The organism is Leptolyngbya sp. KIOST-1 (assembly GCF_000763385.1).
Lineage (GTDB): Bacteria > Cyanobacteriota > Cyanobacteriia > Phormidesmidales > Phormidesmidaceae > Nodosilinea.
On record NZ_JQFA01000002.1, the window covers coordinates 2,363,503 to 2,387,845 of the forward strand.

Here is a 24,343-nt window from a genome sequence, read left to right on the forward strand (position 1 = left end):
ATAGCATGTAAAAAACCGAGGTCAGACCTGGGGATGATCCCCGCACTGGTCTATCGTCGTAGGATTGTAGACAACTGATTTTGGAGAATGCTTGAGTTATGGCACTTTATTTTGCGGTATCCGGTGAAGCGGTCACCTCTTCATCCCTTGTGCTGGTTTACGTGGTTGGCTTTCTGGCCGCGGTAACCCTGGGCTCGATCGCCTGGTACAATTCCAAGCGCCCTGCCGGCTGGGAAGATAAAGAAAAGCCCGACTTTCTTCCTACCGTGAAGCCAGAAGAAGGCAAAGAGGGCTAAACAACCTCTCCAAAACACGCTCTTGAAATCTCAAAAAACCCCCTTCAACAGCCGTTAGTTAAAGGGGGTTATTTAGTAGAAAAAGATTAACCCAAATTGGTTGTTAGAAGCGCTAGTGCGCCAATGACAGTTTGTAGCCTCGAACTAAAAACCCGGTTTTTGTGCCGTCAATATCAGGGCAGAATTGCCCCCTTGGCCGAAAAACCGGGTGGTCGTATTCACAATCCAGGGCCTATGCAGTGGTTGGGGGCTCGTTTGCCTAGCCAAGAGCCCCCCAATCTCTAAAGCCGCCTGCGGCCCGAGCGATCGCGCTCAAGGCCTAATCAAACCTTAGCGCCAGCGGGGGACGAAAAGGCCTCTACCCCTTCGGTCGGTCCACCAATCGCCTTCCAGGCCTCCAAGCCACCCTGCAGGTGGGCAACTTTCTGGTATCCGGCCTGCCGCAGCTGACTAATGACGTCCGAAGCTTCGTTAGCCCCTTCGCCGTAGACATAGAGGTCGCGCTGAAATTCCAGGCTGGAATCCGTGGCTTCAGGCAGCTGGTCCCGAGACATCGCGCCGGTGATTCGCTCGGCGTTAAAGGCCTGACGGCTGCGGGCGTCAATAATTGTCAGGGCAGGTTCGCCCCAGTTCAGTCGCTTGAGCAACTCCTCAGCTGTAGCCTCACTGCCCGACATCATCGGGGGTTTGGGCAACGGCTTGGTTGCAGCAGATTTGGCGGACTCTACCTGGTCAGAAATCTGGTCAGAAGCTCGCTCAGCCTGGTTCGCCACTGAGTCAGACACAATACCAGCGGCCTCATTGGCAGCCCGTTGGGAATCTTCAGTTTGATTGTCGGCCCTTACGTCTTGAGGGGAGCCTTCCTGACCGCCCTGGTCAGGGTAGTTAGAAATGCTTTCGTTTTGATCACGGAAGTTAGTCATCAAAATACCTCTACTTTGGGCATCAACAGCATCACCGTAACAAAGCTGTCCAGTAGCCCTATCCATCAGCAGACAGAATTCGAATCGATAGAAAGGTAAGGATTGTGCTGTGCGAGAGAAACGGGCGATCGCAAAACCATGAAAAACAGGGTTTTCCCGAATTCAAAGACAGGCATAATGAGACATTGGCCCTATATCTAAAGTACTAAAGGGTTACTCAAGGCGCATTTCACAATACGTTTGGTCTGGCACCAAAGTTGGTTACAAAGTTGATCAGCATAGAGGCAGAATCACGATCCCGCTCAGGCTCGGAACGACTTAACCGCCCAGCCAACCCAGACAGTTGGCAACTTAACTCAAGTATTAATCGCACAGTCTCACCTGGCGGTTAACGGTGGCTTGCGACATCGGCTCTTCACCCAGAGAACGACAGGCTGAGAACGGGAGTGTAAGCCAGGGCGATGGACCGGCCGTCGGAGGGTCGTTATTCTGTAAAGAAAGGCGTTGCCGCAGGAGTGAACCATGGGCCTCTTCGAAGATTTGAGTCGATTTCTTGAAACCCGGCTCGACGAATTTCTCAAGGCTAACCCCCACCTGGAGCTGTGGGGCTTGGAAGACCAGCTGCGGGGCCAGGAACAGGACGCGATTCACCTGCTGGGGGACCTGAAACGGCGCGAGAAGCAGCTTGAGGACAGTATCCTCGCCACGGCCCAGGAGATTCAGCGCTGGCACGATCGCATCGGCAAGGCCCAGGCCGCCAACCGCGTCGATCTGGTGAAGGCGGCCCAGGAGCGGGAGGCGGCTTTGCTGCGTCAGGGCAACCAGTACTGGGGCCAACTCAGGGGGGTTAAAGAGCAGATTGAGCAGACCCGCAGTCTGCAGAAGGATATTCACGATCGCCGCCGCGAACTCAAGGCTAAAATTGCTGAAACCCAGGCTCAGCGGACCGCCCAGCGCACCAGTTGGGATACTGGCTGGGCCAGGACTACCGTTGACGGGTTTGGCCGCGATCCAATGGATCCATTAGAAGAGTCGTTTCAGCGGTGGGAAATGGAGCAGGAACTGGAGGCGATGAAGCGGAGTATGGGGAGGTAGGGAGTGGATGGGTGGAGGGGTGAAGGGTGGAGGGTGAAGGGTGAAGGGTGAAGGGTGAAGGGTGGTTGCCAATTTCTCGACGCCTGATACCTTTTACGGCTACCCCTGGACTTCTAACCCTTCGGCTGGGGCTTTTTGATCTCAAAGGAGATGGTGTCTGCCTTGCGACGGGGCGTGGGGCGTGGGCTCGCAGGTGGCACTGGAGGGTTGGGGGCTGGCGGGGGCTCTGGCTTGGCTGGTAGGGTGCCCAGGCTGGGCCAGCGGCGGTAGTTGGAGGCGATCGCCAGGCCAACGCCACCAATTACCGTCAGCGGCAGCGAGAGCTGGAGGCCGCCTACCCAGGGCAAATGCCCCAGCCATTGGGCCGTTTCGGCGCCAAAAAATAGAATTAAAAAGCAAACTAGCCAGAGCTTCATAGCAGCCAACCGGGTGTCCTTTTGGGGTAGGTCGAGTCAAGCATGACGCGACCCGCTAGTGGACTATATATACAGATTGCGGTAGATCCAAGGGCAGGTTAATTATGGCCTAAGGGCAGACTTTTGCTATCCACAAAGGTTTGCCGCCAGAATCGGACATCTTTCTTAAGAAAATACCCGCGCGTCGTTAGGGCTGCTGAAATAACCGTAGGGTAGGCCTTTACAGGTTTTGGCCTGCCGCCCTGGCTGGTTCTAAAGAGGGATGAGTAAGGGGCGATCGCCCTGGCTCCGGCCGAACTTTGCTATCAAGCCGACTTTTCCTTGGTAAACGATATGTCAGAATGTAAGCGGTTTTTTGCCAACTCACTCAAGCTCTTGGAGTAGGCAGTCGAAATGGATTCTGTAGACACGCTTTATCAATACGCCTGGCTAATACCAGTGCTGCCGCTGATTGGGGCGACCATCGTCGGTGTGGGGTTAATTTCCTACGGCGATGCCACCACCAAGCTCAGGCAGCCGTCGGCGGCGCTGATCGTCTCCCTCACTGGGGCGGCGATGGTATTGTCATTTTTAATTTTTTGGAGCCAGTGGCAGGGGCACGCCCCCTACCAGGCCATGTTTGAGTGGGCTTCGGCGGGCGACTTTCGCCTTGAGATGGGCTACACCATCGACCACCTGGCGGCGCTGATGCTGGTGGTGGTGACCACCGTCGCTTTTCTGGTGATGATTTACACCGACGGCTACATGGCCCACGATCCGGGCTATGTACGCTTCTACGCCTACCTCAGTTTGTTTAGCTCCTCCATGCTGGGCCTGGTGATCAGCCCCAACCTGCTCCAGGTCTACGTGTTTTGGGAGCTGGTGGGAATGTGTTCCTACCTGCTGATCGGCTTTTGGTACAACCGCAAGCCCGCCGCCGATGCCTGTCAGAAGGCGTTTGTGACCAACCGGGTGGGCGACTTTGGCCTGCTGCTGGGCATGCTGGGTCTGTTTTGGGCCACCGGCAGCTTCGACTTTGGCATTATGGGCGATCGCCTGACCGAGCTGGTCAACGGCGGTAGCCTGGCCCCCAGTATTGCCGCCGTGTTTGCCGTGCTGGTATTCCTCGGCCCGGTGGCCAAGTCGGCCCAGTTTCCGCTCCACGTGTGGCTGCCCGACGCCATGGAAGGCCCTACCCCCATCTCCGCGCTGATTCACGCTGCGACGATGGTGGCGGCGGGGGTGTTCCTGGTGGCCCGCATGTACCCCGTGTTTGAGCACATCCCCACGGTGATGACGGTAATTGCCTACACCGGGGCGTTTACCGCCTTCATGGGAGCCACCATCGCCATCACCCAAAACGACATCAAGAAGGGGCTGGCGTTTTCCACCATGTCCCAATTGGGCTACATGGTTATGGCTATGGGGGTTGGCGCTTACTCCGCCGGTCTGTTCCACCTGATGACCCACGCCTACTTCAAGGCCATGCTGTTTTTGGGCTCGGGCTCCGTCATCCACGGCATGGAGGCGGTGGTGGGCCACGACCCCGTGCTGGCCCAGGACATGCGCCTGATGGGCGGCCTGCGCAAGTACATGCCCGTCACCGCCATTACCTTCCTGATTGGCACCCTCGCCATTTGCGGCATCCCCCCTTTCGCCGGGTTCTGGTCCAAGGATGAGATCCTGGGGGCCACCTTTGCGGTCAACCCCGCCCTGTGGGCCGTGGGCTGGCTGACGGCGGGGATCACCGCCTTCTACATGTTCCGCATGTACTTCTCCACCTTTGAGGGCAGCTTCCGGGGCAACGACGAGGGCATTCGCCACGACCTGAAACGGGCGCAATTCCAGAAAATGGGCATGTCCCTGGGCCCGGGGGCGATGAACCCCCAGGAACTCACCCTGGATGCGGACTCTGATGATCACGGTGATGGCGATCATGGGCACCACGCCCACGAACCCCACGAGTCGCCCCTGTCGATGACCTTTCCGCTGATGGCCCTGGCAGTGCCCTCGGTGCTGGTGGGCCTGGTGGGCACTCCCTTCGCCAACTACTTCGAGGCCTTTATCCACCCCCCTGGGGAGGTGCTGGAGGTGGCGGAGGCCGCCGAGGCCTTCGACTGGAGCGAGTTTGTGCTGATGGCGGGCAGTTCGGTGGCGATCGCCGTCGTCGGCATCATCATCTCGGTGCTGATGTACCGCACGAAGGCGCTTGACCCGAAAGCGATCGCGGCCAGAATCCCCCTCCTCTACAACCTGTCGCTGAACAAGTGGTACATCGACGACATCTACGAAGTGGTGTTTGTCCAGGGCAGCCGTAAGCTGGCCAAGCAGGTGCTCGAAGTCGACATCCGCATCGTCGATGGCATCGTCAACCTGGCGGGCTTTGTCACCCTGGTGACGGGTGAAGGGCTGAAATACCTGGAGAATGGCCGAGCCCAGTTCTATGCGCTGATCGTGTTCGGTGCGGTGCTGGGACTGGTGCTGCTGTCGGGAGTCACTTAGGGGTGGATGGGTGGATGGGTGGATGGGTGGATGGGTCCTGACGATTGTCTAACCTCCTACCCATCCACTCCTCACCCTCCTACCTGCCCACCCTCCTTCCCGCCCACCCTCCTACCCATCCACTCCCCACCCAAGGGGCTTTAATTTACTTAAGCTTTTCTTTCTTTCGTATAAAAAACTATTTCATTCTCCCTTGCTCTGAGTTGCTCCCCTTTAGAGTCATACCCATAAGACCTTTTGAAAGCTAACCCAGCCCTTTAACAGAACGCGACGAGATAACGACGCTATGGACCTCGCGACTTTTCCCTGGTTAACCACCGTTACGCTGCTGCCGCTGGTGGCCTGCGCGGCGATTCCCTTTTTGCCCGACGACAACGGTAAAACGGTGCGCTGGTACGCCCTGACCGTTGGCCTGATCGACTTTGTGCTGATTGTCACCGCCTTTTACCTCAACTACGACTTCAGCCAGCCGGGTCTGCAACTGGTGGAAAGCTACACCTGGGTGCCCCAGCTCGACCTGAAGTGGTCCCTGGCTGTCGATGGCCTGTCGATGCCCCTGGTACTGCTAACCGGCTTTATTACCACCCTGGCCACCCTGGCCGCCTGGCCGGTTACCCTCAAACCCAAGTTCTTTTACTTTTTGCTGCTGGCCATGTACAGCGGCCAGATCGGCGTGTTTGCCGTGCAGGATATGCTGCTGTTCTTCCTGTTTTGGGAGCTGGAGCTGATTCCGGTATACCTGCTGCTGTCGATTTGGGGCGGCAAAAAGCGGCTCTACGCGGCGACCAAGTTCATTCTTTACACGGCGGGCGGCTCGCTGTTCATTCTGGTGGCGGCGCTGGCGATGGCCTTCTACGGCGACACCATCACCTTTGATATGCAGCTGCTGGCCGAGAAGGTGTACCCGCTGCGGCTACAGCTGTTGCTCTACGGGGCGTTTCTGGTAGCCTACGCGGTCAAGCTGCCGATTATTCCGCTGCACACCTGGCTGCCCGATGCCCACGGTGAGGCCACGGCCCCGGTGCACATGCTGCTGGCGGGCATTCTGCTGAAGATGGGCGGCTATGCCCTGATTCGCATGAACCTGGGTATGCTGCCCGACGCCCACACCTACTTTGCCCCCATCCTGGTGATTCTGGGCTGCGTGAATATTATTTATGCGGCGCTGACCTCCTTTGCCCAGCGCAACCTGAAGCGCAAGATCGCTTACTCGTCCATCTCCCACATGGGCTTTGTGCTGATCGGCATTGCCTCGTTTACCAACCTGGGCCTCAGCGGTGCGGTGCTGCAAATGGTCTCCCACGGTTTGATTGGGGCCAGCCTGTTTTTCCTGGTGGGGGCCACCTACGATCGCACCCACACCCTAATCCTCGACGAGATGGGCGGCGTGGGCAAAAAGATGCCCAAGATCTTCGCCATGTTCACCACCTGTTCCCTGGCATCGCTGGCGCTGCCGGGCATGAGCGGCTTTGTGGCTGAGCTGATGGTGTTTGTGGGCTTTGCCACCAGCGATGCCTACAGCTTCACCTTCCGGCTGATTACCGTGATCTTCATGGCGATCGGGGTCATCCTCACCCCCATCTACCTGCTCTCCATGCTGCGGGAAATCTTCTACGGCCCCGAAAACAAGGAGCTGGTGGAGCACGAGGTGCTGGTCGATGCCGAACCTCGGGAGGTGTTTATCATCGCCTGTCTGCTGGTGCCGATCATTGGCTTTGGCTTCTACCCCAAAATGCTGACCCAGATCTACGACAGCACCACCCAGAAGCTGACGGCGCGCCTGGGCCAGGTATTTGTCAGCAGCGCCAGTACCGAAGGAGCCGTGCCGATCGCGGCCCTGCCCGTGCTCAAAGCTCCCTCGGTGGGCCAGTAACCCCCCGCTAGCCCCGGCCGATGCCTATTTCTGAGCGCACAGAGTCAGCCATGCTCTGTGCGCTTCTAGATCGAGGGTTGGGAACATGGCGCACCGCCCTTTGCCACCATGCGGCCTGCCTGCTGACCACAGAAGCATCACTTGCTTTAGTAATTGCTTTAGTAAGAATGTGATTTTGTTTAGAGACATCAAGATTTATTGGATCCTTTAAGTCGCAGCCCCCAGTGGGGAGAATAGAGCTTAGTAGACAGCGAGGGCAATGGACAGCGCGGCCAAACTGGAGGCATTACAGCAGCGAATTCAGCAACTGGAGACAGAAAACGCTGATCTCCGCCGAGAGGTTGCGACGTTGCAGGCTGAGAAGGGGCGATCGCAGCCGCCCGCTTCCTTCCCCTGGCCCGAGGCCGCCAGCCAATTCGAAGCCTTTTTGGCCCATGCGCCGATGGTGGCCTGGATGACCAGCGCCGAGGGCGTCATTGAGTATGTCAATCATGCCTGGCTGAACGGTTTAGGGCTTTCGGCCCAGGAGGTGATCGGTCAGCCCCTGGAGACCCTCTTTTCGCCGCCGCTGGCCCAGACCTACCGCCAAAACAATCAGTGGGTGATTGATCACCAGACGGTGCTAGAAACCACCGAGCAGGCGCTGACGCCCGACGGTAGAGTTCACACTCTCCTGGTGCGCAAGTTTCCCATCTATACAACCGGGGCCACTACGGCCTGGGTAGGGGGCATTGGCATTGATATTAGCCAGCTCAAGCAGGCCGAAGCGGCCCTGCGGGACAGCGAGGCCCGCTGGCAGTTTGCCATCGAAGGGTCGGGGGATGGTCTTTGGGACTGGAATGCCCAGACCAACGAGGTATTTTTCTCGCTTCAGTGGAAAGCCATGCTGGGCTACGAGGAGCACGAAATTGGCACCAGGATGGAGGAGTGGGACAGCCGCGTGCACCCCGACGACAAGGCCCAGTGCTACACCGACCTGGAGCGGCACTTTAGCGGTGAGGCTCCGATTTACCAGAACGAGCACCGGGTGCGCTGCAAGGACGGCACCTACAGGTGGATTCTCGCTCGCGGCAAAGTGGTGGAGCGCGATACCGAGGGCAAGCCCCTGCGGATGATTGGCACCCACCGGGACGTGAGCGAAGCGGCTCGGCTGGAAGCCGAACGCCAGCAGGCTGAAATCTATCAGCAGCAGATGCAGATCATTCTGCGCCAGAGTGAGGCGACCAACCGGGCTATTCTCAAGGCGATTCCTGACCTGCTGCTGCGGGTGGGGCGCGACGGCACCTGCCTGAGCTGTTTGATGCCCAGCGATGCGGTGGTGGGAACCTTTTTGCCAGTGCAGCGCCACCTGTCAGAGGTTTTGCCCCCCGATCTGCTTCAGCACCAGCTCCAGCGCATTGGGTGCGCCCTGACCACCGGGGAACTGCAGGTGTGGGAGCACCAGTTTGAGAAGCGCGGTCAGCTCTGCTACGAGGAAGTGCGGCTGGCTCCCTGCGGTGACCAGGAATGCCTGGTGATTGTGCGGGACATCAGCGATCGCAAGCAGATGGAGCTAGAGCTAGAGGCCAAAGTTCAGGAGTTGGACCGTTTCTTCTCGGTTTCCCTGGATTTGCTCTGCATTGGCAATACCAGCGGCTTTTTTCTCCGCCTCAACAGTCAGTGGGAAAAAACCCTGGGCTATGCCCTCTCTGAGCTGGAGGGAACCCGCTATATCGACTACGTTCACCCCGAGGATGTCGAGGCTACGCTGGGGGTGCTGGCTACGCTGGCCAATCAGCAGGAGGTGCTGAACTTCGTCAATCGCTACCGCTGCCGCGATGGATCCTACCGCTGGATTGAGTGGCGATCGATGCCTGTGGGCCACCTGATCTACGGTGCCGCCCGGGATATTACCCATCGCAAACAGGCCGAACTGGAGCTACAAACCACCAAAGAGCAGCTCGATCTGGTGCTGCAGGCCTCCTCAGAAGGCTACTGGGACTGGAACTTAGAAACGGGGGATATCTACTTCTCCCCCCGCTGGAAGTCGATGCTGGGCTACGCCGACCACGAGCTTGAAAACAGTTTTGCAATGTGGGAAACGGTTATTTTTCCGGAGGACCGCGTCGCTGCCCTGCGCCTGGTTGACGAGTACAACAGCGACAGAGTGATGGAGTTCTCGGTTACGCAGCGGTTTCACCACAAAAATGGCTCTACTGTCCACGTTCTCTCCCGGGCCATTTACCAAAAAAATGCCGCTGGCAAAGTGGTCCGGATGGTGGGCAGTCACCTGGATATCACCAATATGGTGACGATGCAGTCCGCGCTACAAACGTCAGAGATGCAGCTTAGCAGCGTGTTGAATAGCTCCCTTGACGGCATCATGGCCTTTCGGGCGGTGCGCGATCCAGCGGGGAGCATTGTGGATTTTGAGTGGTTGCTGAGCAACCCCGCTGCCTGCGAGCTGGTGGGCCGCACCGCCGACTATCTGGTGGGTCGGCGGCTCATGACGGAAATGCCCGGCAATAAAACCGATGGCCTGTTTGAAGCCTACGTGGAGGTGGTCACCAGTGGCAACCCCTGGCAGCAGCAGTTTCACTACCGCCACGACGACATCGACACCTGGTTTGAAACGGTAGCCGTCAGGCTGGGGGATGGCTTTGCAGTCACGTTTCGCAACATTACCCCCGTCAAGCAGTCGGAGCAGGCGCTGCAACGGCTAAACCAGCAGCTAGAGACTAACCTAGCCGAGTTGCAGCAGCGCAACCGCGATATGGCCCGCCTGGGAGAAATGAGCGAATTTTTGCAGGCCTGCGCCACCCCCGACGAAGCCTACAGCGCCCTGGGCACGCTGCTGCTGCCGATGTTCCCCGACAGCAGCGGGGGGGTGTTTATGGTGAATGAAACGAGCGATCGCCTGGAGAGCGTGGCCACCTGGGGCGAGGCCATGGATTCGGCCCTCAACTTTAACCTCCAGGATTGCTGGGCGCTGCGGCGGGGCCGCCTCCACCAGGTGGGCTCTGACTGCCTGGGGGTGCGCTGCCGCCATGCCGAGACTGCCCGCCACACCACCCTTTGCATTCCCCTGCGGGTCCAGGACAACAGTCTGGGGCTGTTTTACCTCAGCGCCACTGAGATTTCCGGCTCGGCCCGACAGCTGGCCCGCACTATGGCCGAGCAGTTGGCCCTGGCTTTGGCCAATCTGCATCTGCGCGAAACCCTGAAACAGCAGAGTATTCGTGACCCGCTGACCGGGCTATTTAATCGCCGCTACCTGGAAGCAGCGCTAACCCAGGGAATTCAGCGCGCCCAGCGCCACCACCACAGCATTGGAGTGATCATGATCGATATTGACAACTTTAAGCGGGTCAACGACACCTACGGCCACGAGGCGGGCGATCGCGTGCTGCAGGCGGTGGGTCGGCTTCTGCTCGACAGCGTGCGGGGCTCAGACGTTGCCTGTCGCTACGGCGGCGAAGAACTGACGCTGGTGCTGCCCGAGTCCTCCCTGGAGGTCACGGTGGAGCGCGCCGACGCAATTCGTCAGGCGATCGCTGGCCTCCAGGTCCGTTACGAGGGCATGGCCCTCAGTGGGCTATCGGCCTCCTTTGGGGTGGCCAGTTTCCCTACCCACGGCAACCAGGGGGCCGATGTGGTCCGATCTGCCGACGCCGCGCTTTACCAGGCCAAAGCCAGGGGCCGCGACCGGGTGGTGGTGGCAACAGTGCCTGCGTCAAAAGTGGCCAATGGCCCAGCCTGGGCACAGGTGGGGGAGATATCCTGACGATTAGGGGCAAGCTGGGTAAATAGTAGGTATCCGGCGCTACCCAGGCCAACTCGGTTAGTGCGTGTTAACTGGGCATTAAAAATAGGGCATTGAGAAGCAATATGGCACAAACGGTATTGGGGCGGTTGACGGCGGGTTCGGCCATGGTGGGGGCGCTGCTGGCGGGGATGGCCGCGATCGCTCCCCCCAGCGGATTCAATCTGGGACTGTCCCCAGCCCAGGCCCAGTCAGTAGTCGATGAGGCCACCACCATTCGCGTGTACGAGCAGGTCAGCCCGGCGGTGGTAGCCATCAACACCCGCAGCGGCGGCGGCAGCGGCAGCATTGTCGATGCCAGCGGTCTGATTCTCACCAACGCCCACGTGGTGGGTCGCGATCGGGTGGTCACCGTGCGGCTGTCCGACGGTCGCAGCTTTGAGGGCGATGTGGTCGGCTACGGCCAGGATCGCCTCGACCTGGCGGCGGTGCGGCTGCGGGGCAACCCCACCGGGCTGCCCACGGTGTCCATTGCGCCGGTTAACTCGGTGCGGGTAGGCCAGAGCGCCTTTGCCATTGGCAGCCCCTTTGGGCTCCAGGGCACCCTCACGGTGGGTATTGTCAGCCGCATCGACCGCGATCGCAACGTGATTCAGACCGATGCCGCCATCAACCCCGGCAACTCCGGTGGGCCGCTGCTCAACAGCAGTGGCCAGCTGATCGGCGTCAACACCTCGATCTTTACCACCGGCAACAGCGGCGGCAACGTGGGCATTGGCTTTGCCATTCCCACCGATGCGGTGCAGACGTTTCTAGCTTCGGTGCGCTCGGGAACGGCCAGTGCCGCTCCGCCCACCAACCGCACCAACCGAGAGCCCGCCCCGCTCGCCCTAGGCGCGGTGGTGCAGGGCCAACTCAACGACAGCAGCAACGTGCTGCCCGACGGCAGCTTCTACAACCCCTACCGCTTTGAGGGCCGGGCCGGCCAAACCGTCACCATCGACATGAGCAGCCAGGAGGTCGACTCCTACCTGATCCTGCTGGCCCCCGATCGCGACGACTTTTCCATCCAGGACGACGACAGCGGCGGCAACCTCAACGCCCGCATTTCGGTGCAGCTGCCCTACACCGGGTCGTACCTAATTTTGGCCAACACCGTTTCCCAGGGGGAATCGGGGCGCTATCAGCTGCGCCTCAGCCAGGGGGGCGGGGGCCAGCCGACCACCAGCCGGGTGGGGCTGCGGCAGCAGGGGGTGCTCGGGCCAGGCGATCGCACCCTGCAGGACGGCTCCTACTACCAGGAGTTCACCTTCCAGGGCCGAGCCGGACAGAGCGTGCTGATTCGGCTGGAGAGCCCCGACTTCGACACCTACCTGATTTTGTTTGACGACGCCCGCAACCGCATTGGCGAAAACGACGACGCCAACCCCAACACCACCAACTCTGAACTGGCCGTCCGGCTCCCCCGCGATGGCACCTACCGGGTGCTGGTCAACAGCTATCGCCGGGGCGGACGTGGCCGCTACTTGCTGACGGTAGATTAGCGATGCACTTTGCGTGCATGAGAACCGCAATATCCCAACCGATCTCTGATCCGAAATCCGATTTAGTCAACCCCGATTCATAACCAGGAACCCCGTAGGGACGTAGCGTGCCCTACAAAGCGGATGTATTCAACCAGGATTCAGTATGAGGCCCTACAGTTCGGGGGTAACCAGGGCACCGCAGTACGATCGCCAGCCGCCGAACGCCGAAATCTCCCGCTGGCCCTCGCACAAAACGGGTTCCCCCAGCACCCCCAGCACCGTTTCCCCCGTGGCCAACGTCACCTTACCAATGCTCAGCCCCGGCGGTTCCTGCAGCAGCACCTGCACCAGCCCCGCCGGGGGCACCTGCCACACCTCCAGGGCCACCGCCACCCCGCCCTGGCTCACCCGCACCATGGCCGGATGCACGTCATTAATTGACCACAGCCGGTAGTGGGGGGTGGTGGCGGCTTCGTAGAGAAACTCCGCCCCAACCGTCAGCAGGTTGGCGTTGAGTTCTAGCCCCCGCATCAGGGTGCCGTTGACCGCTAGCTTAATCCCCTCCGCCATAGGGCGCACTCCTCTGGGTGATGACCTGATTAAGAACTTATCCGAAAACCAAGTTTCTGAGGCCACAGTCCAAAGGTTACAGGGCGTTTGCGGATAGGTTCTAATGTAGCCCAGGCCAATCTTTTAGATTCAGCTGGAAAGGGTCATGCTGTCGCGATAGCATAGAAACATGACGTGAATTTTTGTAACACCCTTGGCCTCTGCCCTACAGCCCTTTATTGATCCAGCGGTGCCCTGCGGCTGGCACGCCCTCCGTCCCCGCTGGCAGGCCGGGCAGCCCACCGTGCAGAAAGGGCTCCCCCACGATCAGCTGGCCCCCGCCTGGCAAATTTTGCTGCTGGGCGACGGCTCTCCCACCCGCCACCTGCAGTTATTAACCCGCGATCGCACCGAAGTGGATGTGATCGACATGTCGCCCGTGGGCATGGACCTCGACGGTGCCCCGGACATCATTCGGGTGGTGCCCGGTCCCCGCCTGCGGCGGCAGGTGTGGCTGCGCACCGCCTCGGGTCAGCGCCTGGCCTACGCCACCTCCTGGTGGGAGGCCAGCCATGTGGACGAGTACCTGCAAAACAAGTCGCTGCCAATCTGGGCCAGTCTGGCCCGCCTCCGCACGGAGCTATACCGCGATATTCAAGGCCTCTACTACGGCGATTCCGAGGCTCTGGAAGAGGCCTTTGGACAGGAGGGGCCGTTTTGGGGCCGTCACTACCTGTTCTGGCACCGGGGCAAGCCCCTGACCCTGATTTACGAGGTTTTCTCCCCCTATCTGACTCGCTACCTGGGGCCGATGCAGAGTGGGCCGATTGTGGGAGGGTAGGTGGGTAGGTGAGCGATGGGGTTCTGTAGACCCTGCGCTGGCAACTTCGAGATCCCACCCATAATGAACCGGTGCCCTTAGGACCAATCCTCGCTATTCCCCAGCGGGGGAGGTGAATAATTCGGCATCCCTGGCTCCGAAAATGCGTCCTGGTAAGTGCGGGCGGGTTCGACCCAGACCTGGGTGCGCAGGGGGCCGTAGCGCTGGCGCAGCAGGGCGTCGATCTGTTCACCGATCGCCTCGGCCGCCTCCACAAACTCCGGGTGCAGCACCAGGTGAATCTCGATCCACACCTGGCGACCCACCATCCCGCGCGATCGAATCCGGGTGCAGCGGGTGACGCCTTCCACCTGGGTGGCCAGGTGGGCAATGGCCTCGGGGGCGATCGCCGTGGGGCGCAGCAGCATGGGCAGTTGCTCGTTCAGCACGCGCCACAGGCTGCGGGCCACCAGGGGCAGCAGCACCAGGGCAAAGGCCGGGTCGAGCCAGCGCTGATTCTGCCAGATCCCCAGCAGCACCCCCACCATGACAATGCTCAACCAGGCATCGGCCAGAAAGTGCTTGGTGTTGAGCTTGAGGGCCTGACTGCTGAGGCCCCGGGCCTGGTAGCTGGCGTAGATACCCAGGGCCACGTTGAGAATCACCATAGCCGCCGTAAACCGCAGCACATGGGGGTCAATCGCCACCGGGAAGGGGGCAGCGGCCCCGGTCAGGGCGCGGCCGATCTGGCCCAGGGCAATCAGCAGCAGGCTGACGCCGGTAAACCCCAGGAAGGCGCACAGCACGAGGGTGCCGGCCACTTCGGCCCGCCCGTGCCCCCACACCTCGCGGCCCATCTGCCGCTGGGGCGAGGTCACCGCCACCAGGCTGAGCACGGTGCTAAAGCCGTCGACCAGGGTGTGCAGCGACTCGGCCAGCAGGGTCAGCGACTGGTTGGCCCAGCCGCCAATCGCCTCCACCGCCAGCAGCAGCAGGGTGGCCCAGAGGGTGGTCAGCAGCAGGCGATAGCTAATCCGGCGTTGGTACTCGCCCTCGTTCATGGGCAGTCAGGGTTCCACTGGGCTCAAGGTCTGGGCTCAATGGTACTGCAAGGGACGATACCGCAATCAGTTGCAGCCAGTTACAGCAGCCGCAATTGTTGCGCGGTCTCTTCCAGGGCCAGGCTGTTGATGTCCTCCGGCGAGAGGTCAACCGCCTCCAGGGGCAGCTCGACCTCGCTGTCGTCGGCCACCAGGGCAGCGGCGGCGGCCAGCATGCCCTCGGCCAGGTCGCCGAGGTCGTGGCGGTTGGCCAGGTAGGCCTCCAGGGCAGCCAGGGGGTCGAGGCTGCTGTCGGTGCCCAGTTCGGGCAGGCGGCTGCGGCTGACGCGGGACTGAATTTCGGGCTGGAGACTGTAGCTGTGGGCCTCAGCCAGGGCCGCTTCGAGGGCGGTCTGGTCGATTTGCTCTACCTGATCGGCCTGCAGGGTATAGAGGCAGCGGACGACCGCATCGGCAATATCGGTTTTGGCAATGGCCTGCTCCAGGCGGGCCTGGGGCCGATCGGTCCCGATCAGATCCACCGCAATGGTTTTAAAGGGGCGCACGGGCAGAGGGCAGAACTCCGCCTGGGCCTGGCCCTTAGTCACCCGCACCAGCAGGTAGCCCTTGTCTTCGCTCTCTTCGCTAAAGTCGACCCGCTCAATGCTGCCGGGGTAGATCATCAGGGGCTGTTCGCAGAGCACCTGGTGGCGGTGGACGTGGCCCAGGGCAATGTAGTCGAAGCAGGGGCGGGCCAGCATCGCCATGGGAATGGTGAACCCCCGCCCGGTGGCCAGGAAGCGCTCGGCCCCGTAGCTAGCGGTGTCAACCATGGCGTGGGCCAGCAAAATCGCGGGAATCTCTGGATCGAGGCGGCGAATTTCGCCCTCCAGGGCCACCCGCAGGCGATCGAGCAGCAGCTCATTCACCTGACTCATGGATAGCCCCTCGGTTTCGGGCCGGGTGAGCAGGGTCGATTTGGTCAGCCAGGGCAGGGTGACCACCTGCACTGGGCCGCCGCGGGTGTCGATCGCGTGGGTTTCGAGGCGATCGCCCACCACCATCTCCGGCACCCCCAGGGTACGGTAAATGGAGAGACTGGCTCCCCCCAGCCCCTGGGCGTGCTGGTCGTGGTTGCCCACCAGCAGCACCGCAGGAATGCCCGCCGCCGACAGCCGACAGAACTGGCCCGCCAGGGCCTGCTGCACTAGGGGCGGCGGCGTGGCGTCGGGAAAGGCGTCACCGCCAAACAGCACCAGATCCACTGGCTCGGCCAGGGCCCGGTCGATGCAGCGGGTGAGGGCGCAGGTGAAGTCTTCCAGGCGGGTGTTGAGGCCGGTTTCGGGGTTGAGGCGACCGTGGGCAAAGCCGCTGCCCATGTGGATGTCGGACAGGTGGAGGAGGGTAATCATGGGGCTATGATAGCGCCGAGCCGACAGGGGCGCGATCGCTTAATTGAGCAGCGAGTGGTAGCCGATCGCGGTGACGGTATCGCCAGCCAGCTCAAACACCAGGCGATCGGCCTCGATTTCGACGACGTAGATCAGCGATCGCCGCTCCCCGTCGGCGACATCCTCAGCGGGCGGCCCAAAGCTGCTGAGCACCGCCTGACTCGAGTCGCCCACACTTACCCCAGCGGCGGAAACATCGGGGCTGGTGGTGCGCAGGGCATAGATGGAGTCGGCATAGGTGCCGTCGCCCTTGATCAGGCTGACGGTCAGGGTGGGGTACTCCAGCCGGCGCAGCAGCCCGCAGCAGCCCGATTCTTCGTCCACTACAGCGGTGGGGTCGCCCAGGGCTTGGCGAATCCCGGCTTCGTCCATGGTGATGGCGATGGGGCCCAGGCTCACCTGGTCGGCCCGCAGGTGCCCCTGCTGGGCCAGCGGTGCGGAGGCGCTCACTGGCGCATCTCCAGCCGCCCCCTCAGCGGGCGACTCGGGGGCGGGGCTGGGGCTACACCCCAGCAGAGCGGTGGCCATTAGCCCCAGGGCCAGGGCTTTGGCAGTGTACAGGCAATTCCTTGGGCTGGCTTTGCTGAGGCGGGGCATAGCAGACACTCCCGTAAGGGGGACAGGTTCTATCCCTCTCTACAACGGCAACCGCCGCCAGTCCAGACTCTAGCCGCCCAGAATAAACAGACCCAGCATGGTGGCGCTGTTCCAGGCGCTGTGGAGCACCATCGGGGAGAGCAGGTTGCGCGATCGCGTATACACAAACCCCAAAACGGCCCCCAGCAGCGTCAGGGGCAGCACCTCCGAGAGACTCAGGTGGGCGGCGGCAAAAATAAAGGCGCTCAGGGCGATCGCCCAGCCCGCCGACAGGTAGCGGGTCAGCGAGGGCAGCAAAAAGCCGCGAAACAACACTTCTTCAAACAGGGGCGCGGCGATCGCCGCCGTCAGAAAGAACACCAGCAGCGCCACGCCGTCCTGTTCCTCCAGCACGGTTTGCAGCAGCGGGTTGCTGCCCCCCTGCCCCTGCCAGATTTTTTGGTTGAGCAGGGCGACGCCAAACATCAGCGGCAGGGCCACAAAGTAGCCGCCCAGGCCCCACAGCAGCCCCGGCCCCGAGAGCCGGAGGCGAAACAGGTCCTTGGGCATGGGCTTGAAGGAGCGGATAGACCACCACAGCACCCCCAGCGACCCCGCCGCCATCAGCAGGTAGTACACCAGCGAAAAAATGGCCCGGCCCCGGCTGCTGAGTCCCGCACCGCCCAGGCCCAGGCTCCCCAGCACCAGCGGCAGCAAAATTTGGCCCACAAAGAAAAACCCGGCGATCAGCACCTGCCAGATGGTCTCCCCGGTCCAGGGAATCTCCCAGCCGCGATCGCCATTTTGGCTCAGCACCGACTGACGGCCCCGCAGCACCCGCTGGGCCACCAGCCAGATCAGCAGACCAACGCCAATTACCGTGCCCAGGGCGGGGATGGTGCCAATCAGGGCCAGCCTGAGCAGCTGGTTCCGGGCCGCCAGCTGCTCACGGGCCAGTAGCTGGGCGCGGCGGTCTGCGCCAGCGGGGTCCCCCGTCTGGGCCTGTAGCTCGTACACCCGGTCCAGGGCGCGGTACTCAAACCAACCGTCCAGGGCGTCCTGTAGCAAAGCTTCGTCCTCGGGGGCCACCGCGTTGTCCTGCCACAGGCGAATCAGCGTGTCGGCGGTACGCATCGCCAGGGCCGGGGCGGTGTCGCTGTCGCGCACCTGAGCCCAGCGATCGCCTGCGGCCTGCGGCTGCCCCTGGTAGGCATCCATCAGGCCCAGGCGAATATCCAGCTGCTGGATCAGCTGTTCCTGCTGGGTGATGGCGGTTTGCAGCCGGCGAGCCAGGGGTTTGCCCGCGTTGGTTTCCTCGGCGAGGGAATTACTGCTCTGGTCCACCGCTTCTGCCCTGAGCGATCGCCCCTCGGCCAGCCCCGTCGCCGCCTGGGCCCGCACCTCTTCGTACTGCTGCTGGGCACTGGCGATCGGGTCTTGGCCCAGCAGCCCCTCCCGCAGCATCGGCCACTGGTCGGCAGGCAACCCCTCCCCCTGCCAGACGCTGCCCTCCAGCAGCAGGTCGGTCTGGTAGAGCTGGAGCTGGTTGGCCACCTGGGGCTCACTCCAGCTGCTCAGCAGCGATTGCACCACCACCAGCCCCACCAGGGCGGTCAGGATAACTAAAATCAAGCGTCTGACCGAGAGCCAGGAGCCAGTCGTGTCGGGTTCAGGGGTCATGGGAAGGCAAATAAAGGTCAGCAGCGAAAAATGCTACCTCCCCATTATTCCACTGGGTCTACCCGTGGGGGAACGCAGGGGGTAGCGCCGCTGCCATTAATTGGGATCGGGCTTTGGCCGGGGTGGGTGGGGCAGGGCAAAACGGGCTACGGCCAGCCCAATCAGCAGCACCCCGGCGGCAATCAGCGCCGCCCACAGCACGGCGGGAGTCTCGCTCTGGCGCACCGCGATCGCCACCAGGGCCCAGACAAACACCAGGGTAAAGGCCACATCCTGGCGGCGGTAGATAACGACCGCCCCCAGCAGGGTTACCACCACCACCATCGCCACCGTCCAGGTCACCGCTGTAAGGCCCCAGCCGTCCCAGGGCGACGCGTAGAGGGCCGCCGCCACGTTGACAATGGTGGCTACCGAAATCCAGGCCAGATAGATACTGAAGGGAATGTGCGCCATCCAGCGGCGCTGGCGAGAGGGGCGATCGCGACCGATATTGAACGTTCGGTAGGCGCCGATCAGGGGGAGCAAAATCCCCAGCATCGCCAGAATGGACCAGCCGAACTGCTCCAGGGTAAAGAGAAAAATCCAGATGACTTGAGCGATGCAGGCCACAATCAGCAGCTGGTTGACCCGCTGAATGTCGGGCTGGCTACGCCGTTCCCGGTTGAACTGGTACAGACCGTAGGCCAGCAGCCCCAGGTAGATCAGTCCCCAAATGGAGAAGGCATAGCTGGCGGGGATGATCAGCACGTCCACCAGCTGAGTGTTGGCAATTTCGCCAATATTTTGCCCCCCAGGCGGAAAGGCGTTGGAGAGGGTGTTGATAGCCAGAGTCGCTACAATCGCCACCGCAGTAGCGATGGCCAGCCCTTTGCCCGATGGCGAGTGGTGCTGAGGCGTATCCATAGCCGCTAAACCAATGTCAGGAAAAACAGGGAATTGAACTGAAGACCGTATCTTATCCTCCCTTGAGCCGAGGCAAATGGTGACTACCTGTGGTTAGATTGAACCGCTGGTCAGGATTTTGCAGATTTCTCTATTTGGGATCGCAACCTATGCCGCGCCTGCCTCGCCGCCGCTTTTTACTCACTACAACCGCCATGGTCGGGGGCCTGGTGGGCAGCCTGATCTATCGACGGGTGCGATCGTCCCCAATCCTGCCGTCGCAGCCACAACCCCTGCTTCAGGCCGCCCCTGCCCTGGTGGCCAGTCCCGATTGGCAGTCCACCCCGGCCCTGGCCATGCCCACGCGGGTGCTGGGGCGCACCGAGCTTACCCTCCCGGTGCTGGGGTTGGGCGGCTCAGCCTCTCCTCTGTCGCGGCCAGGGGCCGAAGCCGAAGCCCTGGCCATCATTGAGGCGGCCTACGCCGGAGGCATTCGCTATTTTGATACCGCCGCCAACTACGGCCCCAGCGAAGCGCGACTGGGCCAGGTGCTGCCAGCGGTGCGCTCTGAGGTGGTGATTGCCACCAAAACCAGTCACCGCGATCGCGACCAGGCCTGGCGTCAGCTCGAACAATCGCTCCAGCGGCTCCGCACCGACTATATCGACCTCTGGCAGTTTCACGCCATTACCCACGCCTGGGATGTCGATACCCTACTCGATCGAAGCCGGGGTGCCATTCTGGCCGCCGAAGAAGCCAAAGCCCAGGGTCTGATTGGCGCCATTGGCATCACCGGCCACAACAACCCCGAAATTTTTGTCAACGCCCTGGGCCGCTACCCTTTCGACACCGCCCTCATCCCCATCAACGCCGCCGATGTTCACACCCCGTCGTCGTTTATTCGCCAGGTGCTGCCCGCCGCCCAGCAGCACAACACCGGCATCATCGCCATGAAGGTACCCGCCTACGGTCGTCTGTTCAAGCCGGGGGTCCTGACGGGTATGGCCGAAGCCCTGGGCTACGCCCTCACCCAGCCCCAGGTACACAGCTGCATTGTTGCCGCCGATACCCTCCTCCAGCTGGAAGAAAACCTGGCGGCGGCCAGGTCCTTTCAGCCCCTGGCCGCCGCCGCCCTGGCCGATATGGAGCAGCGCACCGCCGCCCACTGGGAAGAGGCCAGTTTCTTTCGTCGCTGGGCCTAGTACTTGACCAACTTGATTGTGACAGGCTCCAACGGTCTAACGGTGCAGGGTGCACGGTGTACGGTTCACGGCTCGCCTTAAACCGCTTACCGTGAACCGTGAACCCTAAGGCACACCTCTCGTCATTATTTTTTTGACTAAGCACTAGTGGTCTGTTAAGCAGGCCACAAAATGTTACTTGCCGTGGTAGAAGTGCTCTGGCCAGTGCAAACTAAATAATGACCATAGGCAACCCCGGCGGCAATCGGGCGAGGCCGATCCCTGGAGATTGTTTATGTCTGGTGCTGTGCTCTCCCCCGTAGATTGGCCTGCCTTGGAAGAGGGGCTACCGCCGCTCTCGGGTCGCGAAGCCGATATTGCTGCCGTGATGGCCGGCGGTGAGCCGGTATTTTTACCCCACACCAATCTGAATTTGGCGGATATTTCGGCGGGCTTTGCGATCGCCCTGCACATGCACCAGCCCACCATTCCGGCTGGGGCCACCGGGGAGCTGATCAACCACCTTCAGTACATGTTTGAGCACCCCTACGACGGGGACAACCACAACGCTGGCACCTTTGCCTACTGCTACGCCCGCCTGGGAGACTTCATTCCCGAGCTGGTCAGCCAGGGCTGCAACCCCCGCGTCATGCTCGACTACTCGGGCACGCTGCTGTGGGGGCTGCAGCAGATGGACCGCCAGGACATTCTGGCCAAGCTGCGCCGTCTGGCCTGCGACTCCGCCTACCAGCCCTACGTGGAGTGGCTGGGCACCTGCTGGGGTCACGCCGTGATACCCTCCACCCCGGTGCCCGACCTGAGGCTGCATATTCGCGCCTGGCAGCACCACTTTGCCGCCCTGTTTGGCCCCGAGGCTCTGGCCCGAGTGCGGGGCTTTTCGCCGCCGGAGATGCACCTGCCCAACCACCCCGACGTGCTCTACGCTTTTGTAAAGACACTCAAAGACTGCGGCTATCGCTGGCTGCTGGTGCAGGAGCACACGGTGGAAAGCCTGGAGGGGCACGGCCTCTCGCAACCCCACCTGCCCCACCGCCTGGTGGCCCGCAACAGCCAGGGCGAGGTGGTCGAGATCGTGGTGCTGGTCAAAACCCAGGGCTCTGACACCAAGCTGGTGGGTCAAATGCAGCCCTACTGGGAGGCCAAGACCCTGGGCCACGTTGACCTGGGCCATACCACGGTGCCGCCCTTGGTCAGCCAGATCAGCGACGGCGAAAACGGCGGCGTGATGATGAACGAATTTCCCAGCGCCTTCATGCGATCGTGGTACGAAATGCGCGACAACGGCGGCGGTCGCCGGGGGGTGGTGGGCCTTAACGGCACCGAATACCTGGAGCTGCTAGGGGCGGCGGGGTGCGGCCCAGAGACGTTTCCCCCCTGCCAGGCGGTGGGGCAGAGCCGCCTGTGGCAGGCGATGGGTGACGCGACCGGGCCCGAGGCGGTGACAGCGGCGATCGCCGCTATCCACGCCGAGGACCAGGGCTTCTCAATGGAGGGGGGCTCCTGGACGGGCGATCGCAGCTGGGTAGTGGGTTACGACAACGTGCTCGACCCCATGGAGCGCCTCTCCGCTCAGTTTCACCAAACCATGCAGCGCCAGAGCGAGCGGGGAGACTCCCTGGAGCGCCAGTACCGCTACCGCAACGCCCTGATCCACAACCTGCTGCTGCAAACCAGCTGTTTTCGCTACTGGGGCCAGGGCACCTGGACAGACTACGCCAAAGAACTCTACCGCCGCGGCCAGGCCATTCTTTCTCACGACTTTGCTTAGAACATCGGTGCAGTTTGGTTAGGATCTCCCTCTGCCACCGCAGGGTCTACAGAGCCCTACCCATTCCCTGGCAGAACAGTGGTTTAAACCGATGATCGATCACTCCTTTCCGTCGGGTCCAGGGCGGCGGAACGTCCCTGGTCGACGGGGGTCTGGGGCCAGCGACATGGCCCCAGCAGCACGTTGGGCTTACCGCCGCTATTCTAAGCTCGCGCGCCCTTAACCCCTCTACGGCAGAGGACTCGTACCGAGTCTCTAATCCCAGGTCGCGCCTGGGATTAAGTAACACCAACAAAAAAAGGGCAACAAGCCTGACTTGCTGCCCTTGAGTGAGGTGATAATGCGTTTTCTAAGGCTGGGTCAATTGCCCAGGCGCACTGGCTTAACGATGGCTACTCGTAGTAGCGCTGATCCAGCCAGGTGCGTACATCCTGCTCGGAGTAGAACGAGCGGGTGCGGTTGGTCACCGGGTCGTGGGCAAACCAGAGCGGCTGACCATTGCGGGTGCGCTGCCAAATGCGCAGTTCGTTTTGGCCGGTAAAGAATCTCATAGCGCGATCTCCTAACTGTTTGAGGGCCTGCCCTAGGCCGTGAGCAATGGGACGATGAATGGGACGGGAGCCTAAAGTAGGTTGCACCAGGGCTTCTAGGCGCTGACGCTGTTGCTGCAGGTCACGGTTGGGGTTGCGGGTAGTGTCCATGGTTTTGCCTCCCTAGGATTAGAATGGGGCTCCAAAGCTGGAGCAGACGACGCTCAGGCAGCAGGCTCCGTGACCCGCTGGGGGCCAAACCGAGCTGTAACCGTTACAGGGCTGGGACTGAGAACTGGGGCTTATACCAGGTCCGAGTTCAAACACCCCAGATCAAAGCAGGAATCCCGTAGGAGCAAACGGTTGTTTGCCCTCCACTAATCAGGGGGTAGGTAACCAGGCTGTGAGCGCAGCGGTAGCTGCGCTGCCGTCGTCGATATACCCAATCTAAGCAAGGGACAAAAATGTAACAAAGCATAACGTGAATAGGTTCTATGCAAAAAATCGATAGGCTGGCTTTTACCTGAGCCCTTAGCCTTAGAATCAGCATTTAGGGGTTTCCAGCCGCTATGAACCTCAGCAAAGTCAAGCTCTCTCAACTGCGGGCCCTAGTTGCGATCGCCGACTGCGGCAACTTCAGCGAAGCCGCCCTACAGCTCGATGTCACCCAGTCCACCGTGAGCCACGCCATCGCCACCCTGGAAGAGGAGCTGGGCATCACCCTTTTGCAGCGCGGTCGCCACGGGGCGCGCCTGACCCCGGTGGGCGATCGCGTTACCACCCACGCCCGCGCCATGCTGGGCCTGCTCGACACCATCGGCAGCGAGGCCAACCAGGCGCGGGGAGTACAGGGCGGCACCCTGCGGATTGCCTCCTTTCGCAGCGTGGCCACCCATGTGCTGCCGGGGGCGATCGCGCGGTTGCACCGCAGGTACCCCGCGATCGCCATCAGCGTCCACGAAATGGACGAGCTGCACCAGCTCAAGCAGGCCCTGGTCAAAGGCGAAGTAGACCTCTGCGTTGCCGAAACCATCGACGGCGACGATGTGGAAAGCCTGGTCATCTTTGACGACGACTATGTGGCCCTGCTGCCCCCCGGCTATCGCCCCCAAAGCAGCACCCTGACCCTGGAAGAACTGCGCCAGCAGCCCATCATCGGCTCCAGCCACAGCAGCTGCGGCCTCCGCATTCGCACCGTGCTGGGGGCACAGGCGCAGCCACTCGAGATTGCCTACTGCATTCGCCACGATTCATCGATGGTAGCGATGGTGCAGCAGGGATTGGGCATCGCCATTCTGCCCCGCCTGGCTGCCCAGCCGGTGCCCCCCGAGGTGCAGATCTGCTCGCTGCCGTTCCCGATCTCGCGCCCAATCGGAGCCACCATTCTCAAAGATGCCCTGCACACCCCCGCCCTCTACGCCTTCCTCGATGCCCTACGCGAAACCGGGGAGTTTAGCCGCATCAGAGCTGTTTAAAGATTGTCAGCATCTACT

General features: G+C 61.5%; 19 protein-coding genes. 10 read left to right on the top strand and 9 right to left on the bottom strand.

Annotation, left to right across the window (positions count from 1 at the left end; translation table 11 throughout):
- The first annotated feature begins 98 nt into the window (after positions 1 to 98).
- The gene (gene psb35, locus NF78_RS10500; RefSeq protein WP_035986125.1) at positions 99 to 296 is read left to right on the top strand and encodes a photosystem II assembly protein Psb35; all 198 of its coding nucleotides are present in this window, start codon (positions 99 to 101) and stop codon (positions 294 to 296) included.
- Positions 297 to 619: 323 nt separating this feature from the next.
- On the opposite strand, the gene NF78_RS32390 is transcribed toward psb35, so the two are convergent.
- Positions 620 to 1,219 carry a rhodanese-like domain-containing protein gene (locus NF78_RS32390; RefSeq protein WP_225885277.1) on the bottom strand — a complete coding sequence of 200 codons (600 nt, stop codon included), beginning with the start codon at positions 1,217 to 1,219 and terminating at the stop codon, positions 620 to 622.
- A gap of 522 nt (positions 1,220 to 1,741) precedes the next feature.
- Here NF78_RS32390 and NF78_RS10510 point away from each other — a divergent pair.
- Positions 1,742 to 2,314, top strand: a complete 573-nt coding sequence (locus tag NF78_RS10510) for a TIGR04376 family protein (protein ID WP_035986128.1) — start codon at positions 1,742 to 1,744, stop codon at positions 2,312 to 2,314.
- A 113-nt stretch (positions 2,315 to 2,427) separates the two neighbouring features.
- Here the strand turns inward: NF78_RS10510 and NF78_RS10515 are convergent, their stop codons facing one another.
- Positions 2,428 to 2,730 carry a hypothetical protein gene (locus NF78_RS10515; RefSeq protein WP_035986130.1) on the bottom strand — a complete coding sequence of 101 codons (303 nt, stop codon included), beginning with the start codon at positions 2,728 to 2,730 and terminating at the stop codon, positions 2,428 to 2,430.
- Positions 2,731 to 3,123: 393 nt separating this feature from the next.
- Between NF78_RS10515 and NF78_RS10520 the strand changes: the two genes are divergently transcribed.
- From NF78_RS10520 to NF78_RS10535, 4 genes are all read left to right on the top strand, one after another.
- Positions 3,124 to 5,211 carry an NAD(P)H-quinone oxidoreductase subunit 5 gene (locus NF78_RS10520; protein ID WP_035986132.1) on the top strand — a complete coding sequence of 696 codons (2,088 nt, stop codon included), beginning with the start codon at positions 3,124 to 3,126 and terminating at the stop codon, positions 5,209 to 5,211.
- 286 nt (positions 5,212 to 5,497) lie between these two features.
- Complete coding sequence (locus NF78_RS10525) at positions 5,498 to 7,084, top strand: NAD(P)H-quinone oxidoreductase subunit 4 (protein ID WP_035986133.1); 1,587 nt, start codon at positions 5,498 to 5,500, stop codon at positions 7,082 to 7,084.
- Positions 7,085 to 7,343: 259 nt separating this feature from the next.
- Positions 7,344 to 10,847 (top strand): PAS domain S-box protein, encoded by a 3,504-nt coding sequence (locus NF78_RS28155; protein WP_052050112.1) that lies wholly within the window; start codon positions 7,344 to 7,346, stop codon positions 10,845 to 10,847.
- 104 nt (positions 10,848 to 10,951) lie between these two features.
- Positions 10,952 to 12,370 carry a trypsin-like peptidase domain-containing protein gene (locus NF78_RS10535; protein WP_052050114.1) on the top strand — a complete coding sequence of 473 codons (1,419 nt, stop codon included), beginning with the start codon at positions 10,952 to 10,954 and terminating at the stop codon, positions 12,368 to 12,370.
- Positions 12,371 to 12,523: 153 nt separating this feature from the next.
- Here NF78_RS10535 and NF78_RS10540 read toward each other — a convergent pair whose 3' ends face one another.
- A complete protein-coding gene (locus NF78_RS10540) occupies positions 12,524 to 12,922 on the bottom strand; it encodes a gamma-glutamylcyclotransferase (RefSeq protein WP_035986138.1) in 399 nt (132 codons plus the stop codon).
- A 193-nt stretch (positions 12,923 to 13,115) separates the two neighbouring features.
- Here NF78_RS10540 and NF78_RS10545 point away from each other — a divergent pair, with 193 nt between their 5' ends.
- Entirely contained in the window at positions 13,116 to 13,742 is a 627-nt protein-coding gene (locus tag NF78_RS10545) for a chorismate lyase (RefSeq protein WP_052050116.1), read from the top strand.
- 77 nt (positions 13,743 to 13,819) lie between these two features.
- On the opposite strand, the gene NF78_RS10550 is transcribed toward NF78_RS10545, so the two are convergent.
- From NF78_RS10550 to NF78_RS10570, 5 genes are all read right to left on the bottom strand, one after another.
- Positions 13,820 to 14,782: a cation diffusion facilitator family transporter gene (locus tag NF78_RS10550; RefSeq protein WP_035986140.1), complete on the bottom strand. Its 963-nt coding sequence runs from the start codon at positions 14,780 to 14,782 to the stop codon at positions 13,820 to 13,822.
- Positions 14,783 to 14,862: 80 nt separating this feature from the next.
- Positions 14,863 to 16,173, bottom strand: a complete 1,311-nt coding sequence (gene sbcD / locus NF78_RS10555) for an exonuclease subunit SbcD (protein ID WP_052050118.1) — start codon at positions 16,171 to 16,173, stop codon at positions 14,863 to 14,865.
- Between the two features lie 39 nt (positions 16,174 to 16,212).
- Positions 16,213 to 16,809 carry a hypothetical protein gene (locus tag NF78_RS10560; RefSeq protein WP_035986143.1) on the bottom strand — a complete coding sequence of 199 codons (597 nt, stop codon included), beginning with the start codon at positions 16,807 to 16,809 and terminating at the stop codon, positions 16,213 to 16,215.
- A 69-nt stretch (positions 16,810 to 16,878) separates the two neighbouring features.
- On the bottom strand, positions 16,879 to 18,468 hold the full coding sequence (locus tag NF78_RS10565; RefSeq protein WP_035986145.1) for a CPBP family intramembrane glutamic endopeptidase: 1,590 nt from the start codon (positions 18,466 to 18,468) through the stop codon (positions 16,879 to 16,881).
- 96 nt (positions 18,469 to 18,564) lie between these two features.
- Positions 18,565 to 19,371, bottom strand: coding sequence for a tryptophan-rich sensory protein (locus tag NF78_RS10570; RefSeq protein ID WP_052050120.1), 807 nt, complete (start codon positions 19,369 to 19,371; stop codon positions 18,565 to 18,567).
- A gap of 149 nt (positions 19,372 to 19,520) precedes the next feature.
- On the opposite strand from NF78_RS10570, the gene NF78_RS10575 reads away from it, so the two are divergent.
- Entirely contained in the window at positions 19,521 to 20,552 is a 1,032-nt protein-coding gene (locus tag NF78_RS10575; protein WP_035986147.1) for an aldo/keto reductase, read from the top strand.
- 274 nt (positions 20,553 to 20,826) lie between these two features.
- Positions 20,827 to 22,320, top strand: coding sequence for a glycosyl hydrolase family 57 (locus NF78_RS10580; protein ID WP_035986149.1), 1,494 nt, complete (start codon positions 20,827 to 20,829; stop codon positions 22,318 to 22,320).
- A gap of 392 nt (positions 22,321 to 22,712) precedes the next feature.
- Here NF78_RS10580 and NF78_RS10585 read toward each other — a convergent pair whose 3' ends face one another.
- Entirely contained in the window at positions 22,713 to 23,021 is a 309-nt protein-coding gene (locus tag NF78_RS10585) for a hypothetical protein (RefSeq protein WP_035986151.1), read from the bottom strand.
- 398 nt (positions 23,022 to 23,419) lie between these two features.
- Here NF78_RS10585 and NF78_RS10590 point away from each other — a divergent pair, with 398 nt between their 5' ends.
- Positions 23,420 to 24,325, top strand: coding sequence for a LysR family transcriptional regulator (locus tag NF78_RS10590; protein ID WP_035986153.1), 906 nt, complete (start codon positions 23,420 to 23,422; stop codon positions 24,323 to 24,325).
- Positions 24,326 to 24,343 lie beyond the last annotated feature (18 nt).

Excerpts from the sequence above, each read along its gene's own strand:
- psb35 (WP_035986125.1), top strand. The coding sequence starts at position 99 with ATGGCACTTTATTTTGCGGTATCCGGTGAAGCGGTCACCTCTTCATCC.
- NF78_RS32390 (WP_225885277.1), bottom strand. The coding sequence starts at position 1,219 with ATGACTAACTTCCGTGATCAAAACGAAAGCATTTCTAACTACCCTGAC.
- NF78_RS10510 (WP_035986128.1), top strand. The coding sequence starts at position 1,742 with ATGGGCCTCTTCGAAGATTTGAGTCGATTTCTTGAAACCCGGCTCGAC.
- NF78_RS10515 (WP_035986130.1), bottom strand. The coding sequence starts at position 2,730 with ATGAAGCTCTGGCTAGTTTGCTTTTTAATTCTATTTTTTGGCGCCGAA.
- NF78_RS10520 (WP_035986132.1), top strand. The coding sequence starts at position 3,124 with ATGGATTCTGTAGACACGCTTTATCAATACGCCTGGCTAATACCAGTG.
- NF78_RS10525 (WP_035986133.1), top strand. The coding sequence starts at position 5,498 with ATGGACCTCGCGACTTTTCCCTGGTTAACCACCGTTACGCTGCTGCCG.
- NF78_RS28155 (WP_052050112.1), top strand. The coding sequence starts at position 7,344 with ATGGACAGCGCGGCCAAACTGGAGGCATTACAGCAGCGAATTCAGCAA.
- NF78_RS10535 (WP_052050114.1), top strand. The coding sequence starts at position 10,952 with ATGGCACAAACGGTATTGGGGCGGTTGACGGCGGGTTCGGCCATGGTG.
- NF78_RS10540 (WP_035986138.1), bottom strand. The coding sequence starts at position 12,922 with ATGGCGGAGGGGATTAAGCTAGCGGTCAACGGCACCCTGATGCGGGGG.
- NF78_RS10550 (WP_035986140.1), bottom strand. The coding sequence starts at position 14,782 with ATGAACGAGGGCGAGTACCAACGCCGGATTAGCTATCGCCTGCTGCTG.
- sbcD (WP_052050118.1), bottom strand. The coding sequence starts at position 16,173 with ATGATTACCCTCCTCCACCTGTCCGACATCCACATGGGCAGCGGCTTT.
- NF78_RS10560 (WP_035986143.1), bottom strand. The coding sequence starts at position 16,809 with ATGCCCCGCCTCAGCAAAGCCAGCCCAAGGAATTGCCTGTACACTGCC.
- NF78_RS10565 (WP_035986145.1), bottom strand. The coding sequence starts at position 18,468 with ATGACCCCTGAACCCGACACGACTGGCTCCTGGCTCTCGGTCAGACGC.
- NF78_RS10570 (WP_052050120.1), bottom strand. The coding sequence starts at position 19,371 with ATGGATACGCCTCAGCACCACTCGCCATCGGGCAAAGGGCTGGCCATC.
- NF78_RS10575 (WP_035986147.1), top strand. The coding sequence starts at position 19,521 with ATGCCGCGCCTGCCTCGCCGCCGCTTTTTACTCACTACAACCGCCATG.
- NF78_RS10580 (WP_035986149.1), top strand. The coding sequence starts at position 20,827 with ATGTCTGGTGCTGTGCTCTCCCCCGTAGATTGGCCTGCCTTGGAAGAG.
- NF78_RS10585 (WP_035986151.1), bottom strand. The coding sequence starts at position 23,021 with ATGGACACTACCCGCAACCCCAACCGTGACCTGCAGCAACAGCGTCAG.
- NF78_RS10590 (WP_035986153.1), top strand. The coding sequence starts at position 23,420 with ATGAACCTCAGCAAAGTCAAGCTCTCTCAACTGCGGGCCCTAGTTGCG.